Raw genomic sequence first — 20397 nt, forward strand, 5'->3', positions numbered from 1 at the left:
CTACGGACGTTCCTTTTTTGTTTTTATATAGTGAGGAAGAGAAACGAGAATCGAGATCACCAAGGTAGCCAAGATCACAATCAGAGAAAGTTCTATAGATACATGGATGACTCTTCCGAACAAATAGCCCGAAAAAGAAGGAAGAAGAAGCTTCACTCCCACGAAGGCAAGAAGAAGGGCGACTCCTTTTTTGAGGTGCACGAACAGTTCCATGACACCGCCCAGAAGAAAGAACAGGGATCTGAGTCCTAGGATCGCAAATACGTTAGATGTATATATGATGAAACTATCTTGAGTGATCGAAAAGATCGCAGGAATGGAATCCACTGCGAATAGTATATCGCTGAATTCTACTACGATCAAAATCAAAAAGGTAGAAGTGAAAACCTTTTTGCCATGTTCCTTCACCATGAATTTTTCAGGATGAAAAGTATGAGTCATAGGAAGCACTTTCTTAGCGTACGTAAGAAGTTTCATCTTCTCCGGATCGAATTCATCTTCTTCTTCCGAGTGAAAGAACATCTTCCAAGCGGAATATAAGAGAAGAAGTCCGAATAGATACAGGATCCATTCGAAACGGGAAACAAGTTCCGCTCCGGAAAAGATCATGATCGCTCGGAAGATCAGAGCGCCTATAATTCCCCATTTCAAGATCATCGGCTGGTGTTGGGCCGTTATCCTGAACTTGGAAAAGATCATGATAAACACAAAAAGGTTATCAACGGAAAGTGAATATTCTAGAAGATATCCCGCTAAGAATTCCAAGGTTTTCTCTTTTGCAAGTTCCGGTTGATTCGGATCTTGGTGAAAGATGTAAACGAGCATGGAAAAACTGAATGCAAGAGTTACCCAGAACAAAGTCCAGTAGCCGGACTCTCTTAGAGAGAGTTTATGAGCCTTTTTATTCAGTACGAATAGATCTAAGTAGATCAAAAGGCCTACTAGAACGGAAAAAATCAGAAAAAGTGTAGAATCTTTTTGGCTAAACGAAATCATCGCAGCTTCTGAGGAACTAAAAACTGTCCTCGTAAGACAGGTTCCTCGGTTCGATCTGGAAGACAATCCCAAATCGACTTGGATGGAGTATAGAAAGCTAGTTATGATTTACATCGCATTCCCCGTTTTAGCCATTTTTCATTTGGTAGCCATCGCATATTGGCCGGATATTTTTCTTCTCCGTTTGTTTTCCAAGATCGCGCCTATCGTATTCCTTCTTGCGAGCAGTGTTTGGGAAGGAAGATGGAAAACGAGCGCAGGTCTTTGGCTTGGTATCGGACTAGTATTCTCTTTAGGAGGGGATACGATCTTGGCCTTCCCGGATCGATATTTCGTTTTCGGGCTCGGAAGTTTTCTAATCGCACAAGTTTCGTACTCTGTGAGCTTCTCTCTCGGAAATCCGGTACATTTCCTGCGAGTGATCCCCTTTCTGATCTTTGGGGCAGGATATTATTACTGGCTTCTTCCTGGGATTGCCGGAGCCTTGCAGATTCCCGTAGCGGTTTACGTGACGGCGATCTGCGTTATGGGCTGGAGATCCACTGCGAGAGAAGTTTCTCCGAGAGATCGAATCCTCGGAATCCTAGGCGCACTCAGTTTTATACTTTCGGATTCCCTAATTGCACTCGGACAATTCACTCCGAACAAACTTCCATTGCATGGAGTTTGGATCATGGGCACTTACTATGTAGCTCAGATGCTGATTTATCTTTCTCAAGAAGAAGAATAATTGAAAAAAATATTATTGAACGAGCTTGAAAATCCCCTAGAATTGTCGCGACCGGAGTATGCAGAATGACTATTAAACCTTTAAAAGAAACAACTTTCTTGGAAGCAGTAGCCGCCGCCATCCAACATGAGAAAGATTACTTCGAATTCTATATGGATACGTACGAGAAACTTCCTCCAGGAAGAACGAGAGAGTTATTCGAAAAACTCGCAGAAGAAGTAGATGAACATATCAGGTTCATCCAAGAAGTATACGAGATTGCAGAAGGATCTGAACTTCCTAATCTAAAACAGTTAGCTGCCATTCATAAGTTCCATCAGACTACTATCCAAAAGATCATGAATAAGGTAGAACGTACTATCACTGGTTCCGGTTCCAAAGACGCTCACGAAGCGCTTGAGCTTGCGATCCGAGAGGCAGAAAACTCTGTCGCGTTTTACGAGAAGCTCACTACCAAGTTCGATGACGAGAATATCAAATTATTGTTTAGCAAGCTAATGGATTATAATCACAATTATCAATCCCTGTTAGAAGCTGAGCTGAATTCATTTGACCAAACCAGTTCCGGACGAGGAGCTTATTTCTGGGACGAACAAGCAGAAGAAGTTGCTAAGGCTACTCAAACTCCTTCCAAGGCGGCTAAAAGCCTGAAGCCTGCGAAGGCAAAGAAGTCGGCACCTAAGAAGGCAGCGAAAAAAGCTCCTGCTAAAAAAGCCAAAGTAGTCGCGAAGAAAAAAACTTCTCCTAAGAAAGCTGCACCTAAGAAAAAGGCCGCTGCTAAGAAAAAAAGATAAGAACTAGAGAACCGGGGAGCTAAGCTTTCCCGGTTTTGGTTGAAAAAAAAGTTTTCGCTCTTAGCATTCGATCCAAGTTGGACCTAGATGAAAACGACTCCAAGTCCGGATTGGGCGAGAATACAACATCTATATCCCGTAAACAGGGAAATGATTTGGCTGAATAATTGTGGGACCACTCCTGCAAATACCGAAACACTCCAAGCGGTAAATGAATACTTACAAGGCTACGCCGCTCATGGAGGACAGACGGATGTTCGTCGCTATCCAAGTGTCAAGAAGGCCATCCGAAATATACTCGCAGAACTTCTAGGTGTAGACGCCGAAGAACTTTCTCTTATCCATCATACCAATGAAGGAATTGGATTTATATCGCTCGGGCTTCGTTTGAAAGCGGGGGATCGGATCCTTCTTCTGGAGAATGAATACCCATCCAATATTTATCCTTGGGAGCATTGGAAAGATAAAGGGGTTTCTATCTCTTTTGTTCCAATGGCTGATACTCCAGACGCTTTTCTAGAAAATTTAAAATCAGCGATCACTCCCGACGTGAAAGTGGTGAGCTTATCTGCCGTGCATTGGTGCACTGGAATGCCTTTCCCGTTAGAAGAAATCGGTGCTCTTCTTTCAGAAAAGGGAATTGAATTCGTTCTAGATGGAGCTCAGGGAGTAGGGCTTCTTCCGGTTCGCCCTAGAGAAATGGGGATTTCTTATATGGCCTTTCCGGCATGGAAATGGTTACTCGGTCCTTTGGGATTGGGAGTACTGTATGTTGCCAAGGAGAAGTTGGAACAACTGAATTTTCCTTTCAAGGGGACCGGTTCCGTAGTCAACGACGAGGTCTATTTGCCGTATAGAGAAGAGCTCAAAGGTACGGATCGTTACGAGATCTCCACAGTGAATTTTATCGACTGGGTATATTTTCAATCTACATTAGAAATGCTGCATAAAGTTGGATTTCATAACTCTATGGAAAGGATCTACGAACTCGCAGATTATCTTTCCGACAAATTAAGAGATTCCGGTTGGAAGTTGGCCTCGGATCATTTTCCGGATTTCAAAACAGGCATCGTTGTCGCTGAGAAAGATGGGCTTTCTATGGAGAATATCGTTTCTTCTCTCAAGCAAAACGGAGTCATGTGCGCTCTTCGTTTGGGAAGGGTTCGCTTCTCTCCCCATATCTATTTAGCCAAAGAACAACTAGATCGGGTAGTGGATCTTCTTTCCAGGTAATTCGATTGGGTAGGATCTTAGAAAAAGCGGCCTTACTCTTTCCACTTTGGGTGATCCTTGGGGTTACGATCACTTGGATCTTTCCGTCCGCACTTGTTTGGTTCAAGGGACCTTGGATCACTTATAGCCTCGGGCTCACTATGCTTGGGATGGGGATTAGCTTAAAGACAGAGGATTTCACTCGGGTCTTTCAGATGCCAAAACCCATCTTAATCGGTGTGATCGGTCAGTATACGATCATGCCTCTGACCGGTTGGATCCTTGGGAATTTCTTCCAATTGCCGACTCCGCTCGCTATCGGGATTATCGTCGTTTCTTGCTGTCCTGGAGGAGTGGCCTCCAATGTGATCTCTTTTTTAGCGAGAGGGGACTTGGCCTTATCCGTTACGATGACTGCAATTTCTACGTTGCTTTCCGTGGTAATGACCCCGCTTCTTACCTTATTTCTCGCGGGAAATAGCGTGGGAGCAAACGCTCTCGGACTATTTATAGATACGATCCAAGTAGTGATCCTGCCTGTAATTTTAGGTATTTTATTAAATCGTTATGCACCTAAATTCTCGGAGAAGGCGAAACTAGTTTCTCCTTTGATCGCGGTGCTTTTGATCACTCTGATCGTTGCTTCCATCATAGGTTCTGGAAAGCAAGCTGTGATCAGTTCAGGACCTCATCTGATTCTCTGTGTATTCTTGCTCCATCTCTCCGGTTATTTTTTCGGGTATTGGGTCGCATTTTTTGGGACTCGCTCCCTTACAGTGGCGAGAACCGTTTCCATAGAAGTGGGAATGCAAAACAGCGGCCTAGGTGCGGTTTTAGCTCGAAATAATTTTTCTGACCCATTGGTAGCTATTCCTGCTGCGATTTCCAGTTTGGTGCATTCTTTGATCGGAAGCGTTCTCGCAGGGATCTGGCGAAGGTCTATTCCGTCCGGTTTTGGGGAAAAAACACAGCTGCAAAGCGATCTTCCTTGATTTTTACGATCTCTTTTTTTTTATAGCATAATCAAGTTCTGTGGGCTGGGATAAGGGCGGAAATCCGTCTAAATTCTATAAAAGCCTGTATCAGACTAATCTTTAGCTAAGAGAATCATTCGTCATGAGAGAGATCATTAAGCTTTCTTGCCAGGTATGTAAGAAAAATTCTTACTTCCAAACAAAGAATAAAAAGGCGAAATCCGAGAAATTGGTAACGAAAAAATTCTGTAAATTTTGCCGCGCACACGTCGAACATAAGGAATCCAAGGTATAATCCTAAAGCCGATGGTAGCTAAAAAAGCCGCATACGATAAAAAGGTCCTGACTGAAATCACGGATCTTCTTCTAGAGAGAAAAAACTCTCTATTGGAGAAGTATGCAAAATGGGAAGATAATAGCAAACCATCCGGCTTGAAAGAAATGGGAGATATCGCCGACATCGCCTCCGAGATCAACGAGGAGATGTTGAGTTCCGTTCTTACAGAATCCGAGATAGACACGATCCGAGAGATTGATGTCGCTCTCGAAAAGATCGAGGACGGTTCCTATGGAATCTGCGAGGGGACTGGTAAAAAAATCCCTCTCGCTAGATTGAAGGCCATTCCCTGGACTCGTTACACTGTCGAGTACGCCGAAGCAGTTTCCAAACACAAGGCTTCCGGCAAAAAAAGTCCTTTATCCGCGACTCTTACGGGAACTTACAAAATTCCGTCCGATCCGGATTCTCTGGACGATTAATCCAAATCTTATATTCCATTCTATTTTTTTAGATTGAAATCTCTTCGTTTTCGGCGAGCATTTCCAATTCGTGCCAAATCTTTTCGCCCGATTGAGGCCTCTTAGAACTCCTACCTTTCTTACCCTAATACTGACGGTGATCTTGTCCTACGTCTTATTGCGCTGGACCTTGCTCGCTCGTGACCCGGATGGAAATCTGGGCATCGTATGGATCCAATTCTTGGCAGGGCTCATCCCTAATTTGCATCATCGCAAATCTGGTAGGATTTTCACTGCGGCTTTTGCTCTTCTTTCTCCTGGACTTCTGCTATATGGGGAAGGGGGATATCTTTATCTCTCTGCTCTATTCTCCGGTGCGGTCTTTGGGATCTTTCTGAGACAGTATGTCTCCACTTTTTATGCGCATACTGCAAATGACGACGATCCTGTTTTAAGATATTTTTATATAAACCGTCCTTATAAGAATTCCTTAGAGTTCACTCAGAACCCTAAGGCTGGGTTCTTGTTGATTGCAGTTTTCTTGCTATTGGATCGATTGCTTGCCTATTTCGGAACGGATCCGATCACTTCCTGGATATTACCTGATTGGGATTATTCTACTGGGATCTCTTCTAAGTACGCCTTTGCACTTACTTTGGACGGGATAGGTTCTTGGCTTTCGGCACTATTGTACTTCTTTGCAGAAGAAACGAGTTCCCACGATACGGATCCTCCTGGCAAACATTGGAAAACAGGGATCACCGTAGGCTTTACTGCGAATCTGATCTTGGGTGCGATGCAAGGCCTTGCTCCTGAGACTGACTTCCCTTTTACTGCGGGGAATGCGGAAACATTCGGTGTATCCGGCTTCTTTCCGGATGCTGCATCTTTCGGGATAGGAATGCCTGTATTATATGGATTTTTCTTTTATCAGATCCATAGTCGTAACTGGCGAAGATTCTCTCGCTTGCTTTTAAGTTTAGCTGTCTTCTTAGCTCTTGGTCTTGCTGGAAGATTTCAAGGAACCGGATATTGGCTTCTTCTTATCTTCCAAACCGCTTTAGTTGTGGGACTTTCTTATCAGAGAAGTTTCCGAAATCCTATCTTAAAGTATTCCTTCATTCCACTGGTGGTTTTGGGAACCTGCGTTGCCCTTGCCGGAGTATATGTGATCGGAGGAATGGACTGGTCCTTTACTTCTTGGCAATTGATCCGTGAAGATGCGTCTAACGCGTGGGTCAAAGGAAAGACAGTCTCCAAATTTTTGGAATTCTTCTGGAAGGACGGATGGGTCCAAACTCTTTCTGCCTGGAATTGGTGGAAGGAAATGCCTTTCTTCGGACAAGGATTCGGTGGGTTCGCTTTGCATTGGATAGAGTCTGGTCCGAGAGCAGGCTATCCGGCAAATGGTATCCAAGACTTTGGACTTACTTCCTGGGTCTTTTTATTGACCGAAGGGGGAGTGATCTTCTTCCTTTTATTCTTTGTCTGGATCGGGCTCGAAGCCTATACAAGATCTAGTTACTGGTTCTTGCCTTTACTCTTTTTCCCTGTTAGCTTTTTCGAGCCTTGGACAGGAGGCGCAGGAATCCTAGCGTTCTATTTGATTTGGCTTTTAAGTTCTTCCGGGGCTTCGACTAAGACTCTTCCTAAATGGTGGATGATCCCAGCTTTCAATTTAGTTTGCCTTGTGTTTGGACTGGCTCTTACCGTCAGATCCTTCGTGAAATTATCTTCGCAGTTACAAGGACCTGAGTTCAGATACGAAGAGAGAAAAACATACCAGCTCTCTGCAAAGGCAAAGAACGTAGAGAAGTTAGGAGCAAGATTTCATAGTTTCCATTCGGGAGCATCTTGGATCCTGGGAGATAAAGGAAATCTCAGTTTGAGAGTTGCCTTGGACGAAGGGCCTAAACCGGGAAAACCTGTTTATATTCGTTGGATCTTCTCGGATCAGAACGGAGTGGAACTGCAATCTAGAAACACTCCTCTGACTAGTATCGCGAGTCAGATCGGACTCGGTGTTCCTGCTGGAGCTAAATCACTCACTGCGAAAGTACTAAGAACGACTTGGTACCAAGCTGGGCCATCTGAGTTTTATATCTTAACAGAAGACTTTGACGGACTGAATCGGATCCGATAGGCCTTTTGCCAAGATCGGCTTTTATCTGTTCGGATATGTAATTCAAGCCCAGTTCTCTGCTCAAAGAAAAATCGGGGGAATTAGCGGAAAACCGCTTCTACTGCGTTTCTGTATTGTTGTTTGATCCGAACAAGCCATCTCCAAGTAAGGAGTCCCCAGGGGATTTGAGAAAATCTGTACAAGGCTCCGCTTTCGTGGCTTGGATCATTCTCTCTAAAGTTTTTCCAGATCGGGACTACTTTGATCTTCTCGAAACTCTTCCCCGCAATATAAAAAGAAACAAATGTTTCTCGGTTTAGTTCGGGCTCTCGGATCACAGGAGAATAGAATCCTTTTCGAGAAAGGGAATATGCAAGACTAGGCTCTTCTTCTCCTTCTGCGCCGAGGTTTACGGAAAGAAAGAGAGGGATTTTCAGGATCCTTTCTCTAAAGAAGGAAGGATTCAAAAGTCCTCGCACTAAGAATAGGAATCCGAGCCAAGCAGGATATTCCATGAACAAGGTGATAAATTCCAAAGAACTAATATTCTCCAGATAATACGGAATTTGAGCGGGGACAAATAAATAAAAGTTCAAGCAGAAGAGGGGAATTCCGAATAAGAATACGGAAATGATCGCTCTTTCGAGAGAAAGATCCCGAAGCAACGGAATACTCTGTATGCTTTCATTGGATTGGGCGGCTCTCAACCAAGCATCGTATCTGGAAAATTTTCGTATCATCGCATAATCATCTAAGTAGAGATTCTCCGATTGCAATACTTCAAATGGAAGTGTGACTTCAGCTTGGACTACGATCAATTCCAAGGTAAGAAAGGAGAGTCCTAGGATCAATGGGATCATTGCAGTTCCTAATCCTCCCTCTAAGAGTAGAAAATTATAAAGCCCATGAAGTAGAGTTAGGAATAAAAAGGAAAGGCAGAAATCCAATCCGGAAAGATTTCCCTTTCGAGATTGCAGAGTTTTTAATATAAAAAATCCTAATATTCCTCCTGAAAAAGTATGAAAAGGGAGTGAGGTTCCGGATCTTAAGATCCCTGGCCAAAAGTCCAATTGAAATGAATAGAAGACGTTTTCGATACATCCGAAGGCAACTCCCACGGTGAGACCGAAATACAAACTATCCGCCAGATTCGAGGAGCCTTTCTCTTTCTTTAGAAAAAGATAAATAAGCAAGGCCTTTGCAGTTTCTTCTGGCAATGCTCCTAATAGGACCGCTTGTTGGAACGGATGGTAGGACTCGAATAGATCGAAGACGCCTATTTCCCAAGCGAGTGCGATACCTGTCGCGATCATTCCATAAAAGAAGGCGAGAATTGTAAAGATCCTGCCTTGTCCGGAATAGTATGTCTTACGATAAAAATCCCAATAAAACCAAGCAGCTAAGACTGCCGCAGCGGGTTTTAAAAAGACCAACCAATCATACATAAAAAAGGACATCGCCCGACAAGTTTAAGCGATGCCCTTAGTTTCGCAACTTTTCGAGTTGTGAAAACTAGATTCTATACCGTAAGACTTTGTCTTTTCCGCAAGAAGTAGACAGCAATTGCCCCTGCAATCACAAGTCCTATCGCATAGAAGATCGCGAATTTCTTCACAGATAAGAACAGATAACCTACGATGCTACTAGTGCTAGGAACCGGAAAGACCTTCGATTCATTGGTCACATCGAAATACCAAGTCTTATAATTAGCCCCGCCTGAACTTACCCAGGAAACGAATTCTGCATAACCTGTTTGGGAAGGGTTTCTGATATCATAACCTTCGTAAGGATATTTCCATGGACCAGGCATAATGATTGCCCAAGGGAATCCGGTAGAGTCTAGATATTTATCCGTTCCGTTTGAATTCTTATATAAACCTGGAAAATGGATCTCTTGGTTCGTGTTCAGAACGTATGCATACATATCGTATGGAAAGGAGCCGATCTGGCTTCTAGTTACCGGCGAGTTAAATACAATTTCCAATTTAGCTATAAAGCCAGGCTTAAATACATCTCCTGGATGCACATTTTGGCCACGGATTGTTTTGTTCGACTCCGGAAAGATCTGATATCCTGATTTCAACGCATCCGCAGTGATCGAAACAGTATTGGTCGCTACTTCTACTTTTCCGTCGGCTTGTGTTAAGGAGTAAGTTAAAGAAGCTCCTACATTCACCGGCAATTTAATATACAATTGGTGTCTGTATCCAGCACCTTTTGCTACGTGTTGGTATACTCCTCTTAAGCGAACTATGTTTCCTTGAGCGTTCAGATCTTCTTCGTTTTTGAATTGGATCACATAATCGTTCAAGTCTGCGTCTCCAGCAGAAGGATATAAGTCCTCGAACGCCAGAGTAAAGACTCCATCGTTTGGATAAGACACTTCGGTTGAACGAGTTGCATCATTCGGATAAATATCTGTATCGTCAGGAACTCCGTCTCCATCCGCATCCGCAACTTGTGCTGTAGGAAGAGTGATCGCATAACGTATAGTGCGATTGATACCAAGAATATCTTGTAAGCTAATGTATTGAGTGATGGAATCTCCGCCTATAGAGATATCTACTGTGATATTTCCGACGGAAGTTGGGACTGTCAATGTCCCTGTAACTTTTCCCGAAGAATCGGACACTCCCTGGAAGAGTATATTATTATTCTCATCATACACTAGAACTGTTGCTCCGGCCACGGAGCGGGAATCCTTATCCATCACGGTTAAGTTCAGTGGAATATTGATTGTTGTATTGTAGTTAAAGTTGGCAGTTCCTGTAGGATCTTCTACAACCACAACGGCAACAGTAGGAGTTCCTGAGCTGTCCGATCCTGAATTCGAAGTCGGAGTTGTGCCTGAACCAGTATCTGTCGAGCCTCCGCTTGCATTCGAAGCATTGGAACTATCAGAAGAGGAACTTCCAGAAGAAGATCCGCTAGAAGAAGTGTCCGAACTGGAACTTGAAGATCCTGAGCTTGCACTGCTAGTATTTGAGTCCGAGTTAGATGAACTTGAACCACTAGAATTATCTGTAGATGAATTAGAAGAACCGGAAGTATTGGAAGCGGAAGAAGATCCAGAATTACTGGAGGAAGTATCTCCACTGCCAGAGCTTGTATTCGAGCTAGTAGAAGTTTGGTCGGAAGAACCGCCGCTTGTTGTTGAATTGGATCCGGTATCTCCGGATTGGCTACCGGAATTGGAACCGCTAGTATCCGTGCTACCCGATCCTGAACCGGAAGAATCTCCGGAACTAGGGGTAGTGGTGGTTGGGTTTCCGGAACCATCTCCTGGTACGAACACAACTCCAGGGCTTCCACTGTTTCCTGGAACTCCACTTACGCTATGTGGATTTCCTAAAAAGAAGAAAGGAAATAGAAGTCCCTTTTTCTTATGAGTACAATTATAAACGAATCCTAGTACCAGTGCGAAGGCTAGAAATTTTCTCATCGAATGCATCCCAAAACTAATCTCTTTAGGTTAGGAGACGGGTTTTAGGAAAGAATACTACGGTCGAATCGGTTTTTTTGCAATATGAAGAACTGCGTTTCCGAATACAAAATTGGTATAACGCACCTTTTCGAAGCCTAAGTCTTGCATTTTTTGTTTTAGGCTTTCTTGGTCTGGGTAATAAAGGGAAGACACGGGAAGATAATCGAACATATCATTTTTGCCTCCCCAAAGAATATAACCGAATAGAGGGACGATCTTAAAGAAATAGAAATCAGCGAATTTTCTCACCAGAGGATTTTTTACCTTACCCACGTCCAGATTAGCAAAGACTCCTCCGGGTTTTAGAACTCGTAGTATCTCCGACAGAGCTTTATCTATATGGTTTACATTCCTCAGGCCGAATCCAATGCTAACTGCATCCAAGCTATTACTTTGAACATTAGAAAGTTCTGTCGCATCTCCGATCTCGACCGTGGCTCTTCCTTTTTGAATAGGGACTTGCAGTCTGTTCTTCGCAACGGAGAGCATCTTTTCCGAAAAATCTAAACTGAGAAGGGATTGAACTCTAGAAGATCTTTCCAAGCGAACCGAGATGTCTCCAGTACCGCAGCAAAGGTCCAGAACCCGAATCGGTCCTTGGGTTTCCTTTTCGATCTCATGCACTAATCTGTTTTTCCAAGCGCGGTGAAGAAAAAAACTATTCCAATCATTGAATCGATCATACTTACTAGCGATCTTATCGAAGTTCTCTCTGACGAAGTTTGCCTTCGTATCCTGAGAGGGCATTTGGAAAGAGTTCATTTCCCTTAAGATTTTGCGGTTTACTTGGAGTGCAAGAGGGATTTCTGATTTTGTTCGGATGACAGATCCGATTGTTTTGGCGAATCTGGAAAATAAAATCAAAGATATCTCTTAGGAATTTGTAACAGGATGAATAGCGGGAATTTTTTGCAGGGACTAGATTGGGTCTCTACTCTGATCGGACTCTTATCGATTTGGAATCTGGGAACTTTTTTGCATGTCTTGACAGTTCTGCCTAAAAGAAGAAAGGCCTTGCTTTCCGAATTCATTGCGCAAAAGGATCCTTCCATTTGGGAAGAAAAATTATCAGCAGCCTTATTTCCTATCGAGACAAAACTATCTTGGATCAAACATCTAGCAAGCATAGCTACCATGCTTGGTTTGTTAGGAACCGTCCTTGGGATCTCCGAGGCCTTTTCTTCTTTGCAAGCCGCTGGGACAGTTAGTTTGGACGCGTTTGCAGGAGGGATTAAATTAGCCTTACTCACCACTATTTTAGGTTTATCGGTGGCGATTCCTTCTTTATTTGCGTATCAATTTTTGAAACATCGAGTCCTGGATCTGGAAAGAGAGGCACTCTCCTGGCTGAAAATTCCTCCAGCAGGTTCTATATGAGAAAATCCTTATTAAAGGAAGAAGAGACCGGTATAGACCTCACAAGCTTTATAGATGTGGTCTTTATTCTTCTGATTTTCGTGATGCTTGCGGTAAGTTTCAGAAAAGAAATCCGTTCTATTCCATTAGAACTTCCTAAAATAGGCCAAGGAGAAGATCCAAAGGGAGAAAGGATCGAATTCGGGATGCTCGGAGAAGGCCGATTCTCTCTAAACGGAGAAAGGTTAGATCGCCAAGCATTAGAAGCAAAATTACATTCAGGTTTTGTAAATGGCAAAGAGGTTCGTTTCTTCGCTGGAGAATCCGCAAATTACGGAGAAACTGTGAGAGCACTGGATTTATTGAGAAGATCCGGGACTTCTTCCTTGGAGCTTGCAGTTCAAGGGACTAAATAGAACTATATTAAGGATCCTGCAATTTAGGATTGTTCTTATGTCTATCTTTGTCGCGATTCGTATTTTTCTCCAAGGTGCTACGAAGAGCATCTTCCATCGAGATTCCCATCTGATTGGCTAAACAAATCAGCACAAAAAGAATATCCCCGAATTCCTTGGGCAAAGCTTCTGGATCTTCTCCTTTCTTAAAGGATTGATCTCCGTATTTACGAGCAACTATACGAGAAAATTCTCCAACTTCTTCCATAAGAATGGCGAGGTTGGTGAGCTCAGAGAAGTATTTTACTCCTATCGTTTTGATCCAATCATCGACCGCCTTTTGGGCTTCTTCAAAGGTCATGGTTTAGGAAGATTTCCTTTTTCTTCCAAGAACTCGATCAGATAGCGTGTAGGCTCTGCATAGCAGCCCCCGCTGAGATGGTGAGGATCAATGAACTTTTGACATTTCATCCTTTCTCTATAATTCTCCATATCCAGGACCAAGGTTTCAGGATAATCCTTTAAAAGAGAGTCTCTCATTTTGATCCATTCTTGAAAGAACGCGGCCGATCTAACTTTTTCGGAGAATTTAGAATAGAGTAATGGAGTCCAAAGAACCACTTTGATCCCGTTCTTACGAGATGTTTCTAAGAAGTTCCTAAGAAAGAATTCTTGGACCTTAGAGCTTCTATAATTCTTGTAAGATTCGTTAAAGATCCGATCCGATTCCGAACCCAATTGATCCTCAGGAGTATTTGCTAGAAGTGTATTCGGGATCCCGCCTTTAAATTTATCCGATTCATTGATCAATATATTACGAATAAATAATAGTTTCTTTACTTCGAACGGATTCTTAATACGAGCATAAGCTTCTTTAAATCTAGGTGGAAAGACAGATGTACGGAACACTCTTGCTTTCAAGAAGCTGTCCCATTCGCTCGTAGAGAAAATATTCCAGTATCTCAAAAAGAAAGGAAGATCATAAGAATATCGGAGAGGGTAACGGTTTGCAAAGTCGGTGCCCGAGTCCGGATAATATTCTAGAATTGCATAATCCAAAGGAATCTTTTTAGAGATCAGTTTTTCTAAGGTAAAATTATGAAAGGAATAAGGAGCAGAAGGCCCGGAAAGATTATAAACGATCAAGCCAGGGCTATTCTTTTCGAATTCGGTTAAAGAGAACTCGCCCATATGAGAGGTCCCGAAGAAGGTAAGCACTTTCTGCGCCGGCTTTTTTGCATCCGTTTCCTTCTTCATTGTATTTAGGACCCGATCTTTCATATTATAAAAATAATATTCGGCTCCGCTCTCCGTATAAGGTCGAACGAACTCGGAGGACAGTACTCTGTCCCAGAAGAGGACCAGGGCTGCAATCGCCAATGGGATCCAAAGTATTTTGCGTTTTAAGAATGGAATATGATAGTTTTTCATAGGATATCTTAGAAAGCGAAGTAAATGAAGTCCTGGCCTTTTCCGGCGTAGTTCCCAAATATCAGAGCTCCGATGATTAAGAATGCAATCAAAAGTTTGGTTCGATTTCTGTGGAACCAAAGAGGATAATTCTTAGGTGCCTCTGCCGCATGGAAAAGGACTCCACCTACTATATAAGGTAAAATCAAATTAAAAGAAAGGAAATTGCTTTGCTCCGTGATCGGAGAATAGAACCAACTCTTAAAGAAATACATCGAGTCTTGGATCGTGAAGCATCGGAAGAATACTGCTGCGAGTACGAAGAGAGAGTAGGTCCAAAGAATTCGGAGGCCAGTGAAAAATTTTCCTTTCTCTGGAAGTATTCTGATCCCGTTTCTCTCCATGAATCTCTCTGTAGCAAGGAAAAGTCCATGCGCAAGTCCCCATGCTAAGAAAGTCCAGTTTGCTCCATGCCAAAGACCGCCTAACGCAAATGTAATGGTTTGATTCAGGTTTGTCCTGGCTTCGGAGATTCTGCTCCCCCCCAAAGGAATATAGATATAATCCTTAAGCCAGCTCCCCAGAGTGATATGCCATTTTCTCCAGAGTTCATGTATGTCCCTGCTGAAGAAAGGAGCGTTGAAGTTTCTAGGTATATTAAATCCGAATAATAAAGCACAACCTCTTGCGACGTCCGTATAGCCCGAAAAATCGGAATAGACCTGCCAAGTGAATCCGATCGAGGCCAATATTAGAGAACCGCTCCCATATTCCTTCGGTCTTAGAAAAACCGGATCGATCAGGGCGCCTAGATTGTCCGCGATTAGTATCTTTTTGCAAGCACCAAGGCCTATCAAAAATAGCCCTGTGTATATGGCTGTTTTATGGATCCTTAATTGTTCTAACCGAGGAAAGAAATCCCTGGATCTCATGATCGGTCCCGCTACTAACTGAGGAAAGAAGAGCAGGAACAAAGTAAAATGAAAGAAGCTTGGAATTTCTTGTACTTTGCCTCGGTACACGTCTATCACATAGGCCATGACTTGGAATGTGTAGAAGCTAATAGCAAGAGGAAGTATGATCCTGAATGGCATGGTGCTCGTGTCGAAAACGGACCAATGAGTTACATAAAATAAATTTTCGGTAAAGAAATAGAAATACTTAAAGATCCCTAGATTGACCAGGTCTATAACAACTATGATCGTAAGCAATTTCTTGCTTTTAGTACGAAGAATAGGCTTTAAGAATAAGTAATTTAGTAAGACTATTCCTAAAAGATGCAATAAGAAAGGAGGATTCCAGGACGCATAGAAGACTAGAGAGCCGATCATTAGGATCCATTCTCTGTATTTGCGATCCTGCCAAAGCCAATAGCTGATATAAACTATAAGAAAGAAAAGAAAGAAGAGTGTGGATGTAAATATCATTTCGTTTTCTTCTGTCCTAGGCCAAGAATAGAAGGCAGATCCGCCGCAAAGATTTCGGAAAATTTATGCATTCCTGCTTTATTTAAATGGATCAGGTCGTAATAATAATCTCCGTTATTCGCTCCATCCAAGCTTTCCTGATAATCCAAAAGCGTTGTGTTCGGATTGATCTTCTTGAGCTCTTCTTCCCAGATGCGATTTCTTTCCGGAGTTCTCCAGTCTTTGATCAGCTCGCTATAAGGCGCGATGACTCCTATGATACGAATGTCTTGACCGTTTTCTTTTCCTATCCTTCGAATATCTCCATGAAGTATATTCATTCTATGGAAATAGTTTAGGACTCTTTTTGTTTTAGTGACTTCTTTCGAGTTGGTCCTTGCCAGATCACAGGTATCCCAAATCGCCTTCTTATGAAATTGGTCGGAACCTGCTGGAGCAGGAAGACCATTATTAGGATTCGTAACCTTAATGCAGGAAGGAATATCCTTCGCTTCCGGATACATACTAATACTCGGAAGATTCGTGTTTTCGTGAGGCCAAGGATTCAAACGAGGCTCTTTTCTTCTTCTGCCGATGTCCTTTAAACGCTTTGAAGGATCTAGGACGAAATCACGGATATCCCGTCGATAGGCAACACTTTTGAATGCTAAGAAACCGAGGTCATCGTACTTTATATTATAATTAAAATCGAATATTAGAGGAAATGCAATTCTTCTGTCCAATTCTCCGAGCATTGCGAGCGTATGGATCTGCAAGAATTCCTGATCCACCCATGGTGTGGAAATCTCCAATATATGAAGGACTGTATGCACTTTCGGGAATTTTGGAAGAAGATTTCGTACGAGAGAATCCTGGACTACTAACTCTGTACCTTCCATCGCAAGAGATTGCACTCTTTCTCCATAAGGCTCTAACTCTTTGTTCAGGGTTTCGAGAGAAAGTCCTTGGTATGCTACGGAGGTCCCTAAGACTAAAATAGTAGGTTCGAATACTGATTTCTTTTCCAAAATGTATTCGGTGTTACGAACTACGTTAGCTGCAAAGGATCCTTTCTTCAAAAAGGGTCTATAGACACCTGTCTGCAGACAAAGATCGAAGCAAAAGAATATGAGGACCGGTATCCAGAATTTTTTTTGACGTATCAATTGAAGATAAGGACTCACAGTTACCTCAGAAATCGAAATACAGGAAGTTATTACTTTCCGTAGCGCCGAAGAAGAAGATTAAGAAAACATTAACTACGAAGAATACGGCGAACTTTCTTCCACTCTCTACCATAGACTCAATCGTATTTTTAGAGAAATAGTAAGAGAGGACAAAACAGAGCACCAATAGTAAACCGTAATCATAGTTCGAGAATGTGCTAACGGAAGCGATTCCGCTCGGAACGAAGAAGACGAGTGACTTCATCATCGCCCAAGCATCTTGCATTGTCTTTGCGCGGAACATGATAAACCCGAAGGATAAGCAGAACATTGTAAATACTCTCGCTGCTATATCGTAGGATCTCCCACCTTTCTCGTTCAACCAAGCGGCAGTTTTAGTCTTAGAATATTCCCTATGGATCCCAAGCATGATCCCTTGCCAAAGTCCCCAGCTAACGAAATGATAGGCGGCTCCATGCCAAATACCTGCGAATAACCATGTGATAAAAAGGTTTCTGTATCCTTTCATCACTGAAACCCTAGAACCACCCAAAGGAATATAGATGTAATCTCGGATCCAAGTGGAGAAGGAGATATGCCAACGAGACCAATGATCCGCGATATTCCTTGCTACCATCGGGAAATTAAAGTTCGGATCGAATTTATATCCGAATAATCTGGCTACTCCGATCGCTATGTCCGTATAGCCGGCAAAATCGAAATAGATCTGCCATCCGAATGCAAGAGTTCCCACCCAAATCTCAACCGGGTTTAGAATTCTATAATAATTGAAAGTATAATCTACTACCTTTGCCAGGTTGTCGGCAAAAACGATCTTTCTGGTGAATCCCATTAAGATCTGAGCAAACGCAATTTCCACATCTTTTGCAGTGACCTTAGGAGGATCGTCCAAATCTCTGAAGAAGGTATGTGCTCTTACGATTGGTCCTGCTACCAGTTGAGGGAAGAAGGAAACATACAATGCAAAATCCAAGAAAGACTTTCTGGCTTCCAAATTCCTACGATAGACATCTATCGAATAACTCATGGATTGAAAGGTATAGAATGAAATTCCTACAGGAAGAATGATCTTCCAATGTTCTAGCTTGAGAGTTCCTAGGGTGAAAATATCAGCAAAAACATCTAAAATGAAATTCGTATATTTGAAGTAAGATAGAATCCCAAGGTTTGTTATGAGAGAAGCGACTAAGCAGAGCTTTCTGAATTGCTCAGAGACTCCTTCTTTACTCATCAATCTTCCTGCAACGTAGTCTACGATCATGGAAGCGATCAAGATGATGATATATAAGTTAATGTTAAAATTACAGAAGGAGTAATCTATCCATGATTCGTACCAAGTAGCAGTTCTTGGAGCATCACAATGGATGGTGGCAGGATGCCAGGCATTATAAAAATAGAGACTCGCGAGTAAAAGAAAGACTCTTTGATACGTTCCCTTTAAGATTTTTGCTAAGATCAGTACGATCGGCAAAAACACAATAAAATGGGCTGAATTAAACAGCATTCGTTTGCTTTTCCTCGACTCCTGTGCAGTTTTCTGGACGGAGGGAAACCCACAAGCGTTTTATTAGGTTGAAAGAAGGCACAGGAACTTACTCGTCTTTGTACACTTTTTCAGGTGTGATCGCTTCATACTTATCTTCGATCCCTTCTATGAAACTTGCGTTGGATCTTTGAGAACGAGGGTAGGTGGAATAGCTGAAGTTTACCAAGAAAAGCAATAGTAGATACGTGAATAAGGCCACATGTGTCAAAGCACGGATCCCGAATTTCAATCCTTCCCATCGGAGAGAATGTAGAACTAGGGAGGCAAAGATCATGAGTCCGATCACAGCCGAGACCCAAAATTCGAAGAAATAACCTTCCCACCAAGTATAGAAGATCAAAGAAGGAACTAACCAGAAAAATAATAGCACTAGTTCTTGTTTGTATGTTTTCCAAAGTTGAAGAGCGTTTGTTGCTGCAAGAGCTAAGATTCCCAACCAAAAGGCAAGATTGAGATTGTATGGAAAATTTCTAGGAGCAGTGGGCAAGCTTGGATTGATCCTAAGCCCGTTCTTAACTCCCTCGAAATTCAAGAAGGCATCACCGATCCCTCTATAGAAATTCATAATATAGTTTTTTTCGCCGGGAGCCGCTCCCCATTTTTCCTGAGATGCGTATAAGAAAAGCCAATTCGCAAAATTCTTTTCGCTAGTCGGAAGTGAAACCAAATCCCTTCCTAAAATAATGAAGCCTACATAAAGATAGGAAAGAGTGAGTATGCCGATTACGGCAGTCAGATATACGAAGATAAGTCTTAATTTATGAGAGTATGTGAATGTTCCTCCTCTCCATCTATCTGTTAGCAAAAGAGAGGCGGGAACGAATGTAAGAAAGATCGTATCGGATTGATGAAAGTAGATATTCCAGATTTGTAAAAAGCCGGCGATATAGAGTTTTCCGGGAGACCATCCCTTCTTGCAATTCCATACACAAACCAAATACAGAGAAGCGGTTAAGCAAGAATGGATCAGAGGAGTGTCGTTGTGTTGAGCGTAGAACCAGAATCCTTGCGTGCAATGTACAGAGAGCCCTAAGAGTACTGCGCCGATCAAATCATGATACAGTCTCCAATACGTTAACATCAAAACAAAAACGAAAACAAGAGCGGAGGCGAGCACTCTTAGTCTCAGGCCGAACATAGCGGAATCCGTGCCGTGCAGCCAATACCAGAATTTCAAATACAGATATCCTGTGCTTTCGAAACCTATATGATGAGGGTTAAAGAATACCTTCCAATATTTATTCGTAAGAATATTATGAGTATAAACGATGGAGTCCCAGTCGTAATGACGGGAAAGAAATCTAAGATCGAATAAGAATAAGGCTAAAGATAAGCAAATTAAGAATAATGTTCCCGTCCAAAGAGTTGGAGATCGGAAGATAAATCGAATTCTCGCAATGAATTCTAGACTTTCTATAGAACGTTTGAGCATTACACATTCTTAAAGATAGAAGAAAGAAACTGTCCATTCTTCTTGGAAGAAAAGAAAGGAGACTCAGCTAGAGTGGATTCTTCTGCTCCGCTCACATTTACTTTAAAGAGGATCTTTTCCAATCCGAGAATTTTACGGACCCATCCTCCCTTATGTAGTATCTGCAAACCGGTTTGATTGGGATTCCATCGGACAGTGATCTTTCCTAATAATCCCCATCTGGAAAAGATCAAAGCCTCTCCGTCCCAACTTAAGTTTTGAAATAGATTCTTATTTAAGAAACGGAACAGATCCAAGAAGAATGCAAATCCGACATAGAGAAAAATCGCAAGAGCTGTGTAGTCATAAAGTCTTTTGTCTGTAAGAAGGGAAAGTTTCAATACTTTGGTGATCTGTAATAACTCTACGAACTTAAAGATCCAAACGGAGACCAAGTCCTTGATTGGATATAAATACCAGATAAAAGTAAAGTAGGCCAGGATTGCAAGAATCGGGGGAATATAATTATTTATTAATTTAGAACTTCCTGAACTTCTTTTAGGAAGACTCGGCTTAGAAGTTTCCCAATCCCACCAGGCGGAAGATTTTCGCTTTGAATGAGTTTGCATAAGATCG

The 20397-nt window shown here is 42.4% G+C and carries 20 protein-coding genes; 9 read left to right on the forward strand and 11 right to left on the reverse strand.

What is annotated here, in order from left to right:
- Complete coding sequence (locus EHO59_RS10520) at window positions 1-996, reverse strand: TerC family protein (protein WP_135587689.1); 996 nt, start codon at window positions 994-996, stop codon at window positions 1-3.
- 103 nt (window positions 997-1099) lie between these two features.
- On the opposite strand from EHO59_RS10520, the gene EHO59_RS10525 reads away from it, so the two are divergent.
- From EHO59_RS10525 to EHO59_RS10555, 7 genes are all read left to right on the forward strand, one after another.
- A complete protein-coding gene (locus EHO59_RS10525; RefSeq protein ID WP_135587691.1) occupies window positions 1100-1726 on the forward strand; it encodes a lysoplasmalogenase in 627 nt (208 codons plus the stop codon).
- Between the two features lie 65 nt (window positions 1727-1791).
- Window positions 1792-2520 carry a ferritin-like domain-containing protein gene (locus tag EHO59_RS10530; protein WP_135587693.1) on the forward strand — a complete coding sequence of 243 codons (729 nt, stop codon included), beginning with the start codon at window positions 1792-1794 and terminating at the stop codon, window positions 2518-2520.
- 87 nt (window positions 2521-2607) lie between these two features.
- Window positions 2608-3753, forward strand: a complete 1146-nt coding sequence (locus tag EHO59_RS10535; protein WP_135587695.1) for an aminotransferase class V-fold PLP-dependent enzyme — start codon at window positions 2608-2610, stop codon at window positions 3751-3753.
- A 5-nt stretch (window positions 3754-3758) separates the two neighbouring features.
- Window positions 3759-4724: a bile acid:sodium symporter family protein gene (locus EHO59_RS10540; protein ID WP_135587697.1), complete on the forward strand. Its 966-nt coding sequence runs from the start codon at window positions 3759-3761 to the stop codon at window positions 4722-4724.
- Between the two features lie 124 nt (window positions 4725-4848).
- A complete protein-coding gene (rpmG, locus tag EHO59_RS10545) occupies window positions 4849-5001 on the forward strand; it encodes a 50S ribosomal protein L33 (RefSeq protein WP_010514486.1) in 153 nt (50 codons plus the stop codon).
- A gap of 11 nt (window positions 5002-5012) precedes the next feature.
- A complete protein-coding gene (locus tag EHO59_RS10550) occupies window positions 5013-5465 on the forward strand; it encodes a TraR/DksA family transcriptional regulator (protein ID WP_135587748.1) in 453 nt (150 codons plus the stop codon).
- Window positions 5466-5601: 136 nt separating this feature from the next.
- A complete protein-coding gene (locus tag EHO59_RS10555) occupies window positions 5602-7587 on the forward strand; it encodes a hypothetical protein (protein ID WP_135587923.1) in 1986 nt (661 codons plus the stop codon).
- 80 nt (window positions 7588-7667) lie between these two features.
- Here the strand turns inward: EHO59_RS10555 and EHO59_RS10560 are convergent, their stop codons facing one another.
- From EHO59_RS10560 to EHO59_RS10570, 3 genes are all read right to left on the reverse strand, one after another.
- Window positions 7668-9023, reverse strand: a complete 1356-nt coding sequence (locus EHO59_RS10560) for a PrsW family glutamic-type intramembrane protease (RefSeq protein ID WP_246052826.1) — start codon at window positions 9021-9023, stop codon at window positions 7668-7670.
- A 62-nt stretch (window positions 9024-9085) separates the two neighbouring features.
- Complete coding sequence (locus EHO59_RS10565; protein ID WP_135587750.1) at window positions 9086-11008, reverse strand: LruC domain-containing protein; 1923 nt, start codon at window positions 11006-11008, stop codon at window positions 9086-9088.
- A gap of 57 nt (window positions 11009-11065) precedes the next feature.
- Window positions 11066-11797, reverse strand: a complete 732-nt coding sequence (locus tag EHO59_RS10570; RefSeq protein ID WP_135587927.1) for a ubiquinone/menaquinone biosynthesis methyltransferase — start codon at window positions 11795-11797, stop codon at window positions 11066-11068.
- Between the two features lie 144 nt (window positions 11798-11941).
- On the opposite strand from EHO59_RS10570, the gene EHO59_RS10575 reads away from it, so the two are divergent.
- Both EHO59_RS10575 and EHO59_RS10580 read left to right on the forward strand, forming a co-directional pair.
- On the forward strand, window positions 11942-12427 hold the full coding sequence (locus tag EHO59_RS10575) for a MotA/TolQ/ExbB proton channel family protein (RefSeq protein WP_135587752.1): 486 nt from the start codon (window positions 11942-11944) through the stop codon (window positions 12425-12427).
- Window positions 12424-12822 (forward strand): ExbD/TolR family protein, encoded by a 399-nt coding sequence (locus EHO59_RS10580; protein WP_135587755.1) that lies wholly within the window; start codon window positions 12424-12426, stop codon window positions 12820-12822. The genes EHO59_RS10575 and EHO59_RS10580 overlap by 4 nt, the downstream gene beginning before the upstream one ends.
- Window positions 12823-12829: 7 nt before the next feature.
- Here EHO59_RS10580 and EHO59_RS10585 read toward each other — a convergent pair whose 3' ends face one another.
- From EHO59_RS10585 to EHO59_RS10615, 7 genes are all read right to left on the reverse strand, one after another.
- Window positions 12830-13162 (reverse strand): nucleotide pyrophosphohydrolase, encoded by a 333-nt coding sequence (locus EHO59_RS10585; protein ID WP_135587758.1) that lies wholly within the window; start codon window positions 13160-13162, stop codon window positions 12830-12832.
- The gene (locus EHO59_RS10590; RefSeq protein WP_135587760.1) at window positions 13159-14232 is read right to left on the reverse strand and encodes a DUF1574 family protein; all 1074 of its coding nucleotides are present in this window, start codon (window positions 14230-14232) and stop codon (window positions 13159-13161) included. Before EHO59_RS10590 ends, EHO59_RS10585 begins: the two co-directional genes overlap by 4 nt.
- 8 nt (window positions 14233-14240) lie before the next feature.
- Complete coding sequence (locus EHO59_RS10595; RefSeq protein ID WP_135587762.1) at window positions 14241-15638, reverse strand: MBOAT family O-acyltransferase; 1398 nt, start codon at window positions 15636-15638, stop codon at window positions 14241-14243.
- Complete coding sequence (locus tag EHO59_RS10600; protein WP_135587764.1) at window positions 15635-16801, reverse strand: SGNH/GDSL hydrolase family protein; 1167 nt, start codon at window positions 16799-16801, stop codon at window positions 15635-15637. The genes EHO59_RS10595 and EHO59_RS10600 overlap by 4 nt, the downstream gene beginning before the upstream one ends.
- Before the next feature lie 7 nt (window positions 16802-16808).
- Window positions 16809-18308: an MBOAT family O-acyltransferase gene (locus tag EHO59_RS10605; RefSeq protein WP_135587766.1), complete on the reverse strand. Its 1500-nt coding sequence runs from the start codon at window positions 18306-18308 to the stop codon at window positions 16809-16811.
- An 88-nt stretch (window positions 18309-18396) separates the two neighbouring features.
- The gene (locus tag EHO59_RS10610; RefSeq protein ID WP_135587768.1) at window positions 18397-19782 is read right to left on the reverse strand and encodes a hypothetical protein; all 1386 of its coding nucleotides are present in this window, start codon (window positions 19780-19782) and stop codon (window positions 18397-18399) included.
- Complete coding sequence (locus tag EHO59_RS10615; protein ID WP_135587770.1) at window positions 19782-20390, reverse strand: LIC20162 family protein; 609 nt, start codon at window positions 20388-20390, stop codon at window positions 19782-19784. Before EHO59_RS10615 ends, EHO59_RS10610 begins: the two co-directional genes overlap by 1 nt.
- Window positions 20391-20397 lie beyond the last annotated feature (7 nt).

Origin of the sequence: Leptospira semungkisensis, assembly GCF_004770055.1 — a bacterium.
In the GTDB taxonomy this organism is placed as follows: Bacteria; Spirochaetota; Leptospiria; order Leptospirales; family Leptospiraceae; genus Leptospira_B; species Leptospira_B semungkisensis.

Bases quoted from the DNA above. Each gene is read 5' to 3' on its own strand.
- EHO59_RS10520 (WP_135587689.1), bottom strand. From the start codon at position 996: ATGATTTCGTTTAGCCAAAAAGATTCTACACTTTTTCTGATTTTTTCC.
- EHO59_RS10525 (WP_135587691.1), top strand. From the start codon at position 1,100: ATGATTTACATCGCATTCCCCGTTTTAGCCATTTTTCATTTGGTAGCC.
- EHO59_RS10530 (WP_135587693.1), top strand. From the start codon at position 1,792: ATGACTATTAAACCTTTAAAAGAAACAACTTTCTTGGAAGCAGTAGCC.
- EHO59_RS10535 (WP_135587695.1), top strand. From the start codon at position 2,608: ATGAAAACGACTCCAAGTCCGGATTGGGCGAGAATACAACATCTATAT.
- rpmG (WP_010514486.1), top strand. From the start codon at position 4,849: ATGAGAGAGATCATTAAGCTTTCTTGCCAGGTATGTAAGAAAAATTCT.
- EHO59_RS10550 (WP_135587748.1), top strand. From the start codon at position 5,013: ATGGTAGCTAAAAAAGCCGCATACGATAAAAAGGTCCTGACTGAAATC.
- EHO59_RS10560 (WP_246052826.1), bottom strand. From the start codon at position 9,023: ATGTCCTTTTTTATGTATGATTGGTTGGTCTTTTTAAAACCCGCTGCG.
- EHO59_RS10565 (WP_135587750.1), bottom strand. From the start codon at position 11,008: ATGAGAAAATTTCTAGCCTTCGCACTGGTACTAGGATTCGTTTATAAT.
- EHO59_RS10570 (WP_135587927.1), bottom strand. From the start codon at position 11,797: ATGCCCTCTCAGGATACGAAGGCAAACTTCGTCAGAGAGAACTTCGAT.
- EHO59_RS10575 (WP_135587752.1), top strand. From the start codon at position 11,942: ATGAATAGCGGGAATTTTTTGCAGGGACTAGATTGGGTCTCTACTCTG.
- EHO59_RS10580 (WP_135587755.1), top strand. From the start codon at position 12,424: ATGAGAAAATCCTTATTAAAGGAAGAAGAGACCGGTATAGACCTCACA.
- EHO59_RS10585 (WP_135587758.1), bottom strand. From the start codon at position 13,162: ATGACCTTTGAAGAAGCCCAAAAGGCGGTCGATGATTGGATCAAAACG.
- EHO59_RS10590 (WP_135587760.1), bottom strand. From the start codon at position 14,232: ATGAAAAACTATCATATTCCATTCTTAAAACGCAAAATACTTTGGATC.
- EHO59_RS10595 (WP_135587762.1), bottom strand. From the start codon at position 15,638: ATGATATTTACATCCACACTCTTCTTTCTTTTCTTTCTTATAGTTTAT.
- EHO59_RS10605 (WP_135587766.1), bottom strand. From the start codon at position 18,308: ATGCTGTTTAATTCAGCCCATTTTATTGTGTTTTTGCCGATCGTACTG.
- EHO59_RS10610 (WP_135587768.1), bottom strand. From the start codon at position 19,782: ATGCTCAAACGTTCTATAGAAAGTCTAGAATTCATTGCGAGAATTCGA.
- EHO59_RS10615 (WP_135587770.1), bottom strand. From the start codon at position 20,390: ATGCAAACTCATTCAAAGCGAAAATCTTCCGCCTGGTGGGATTGGGAA.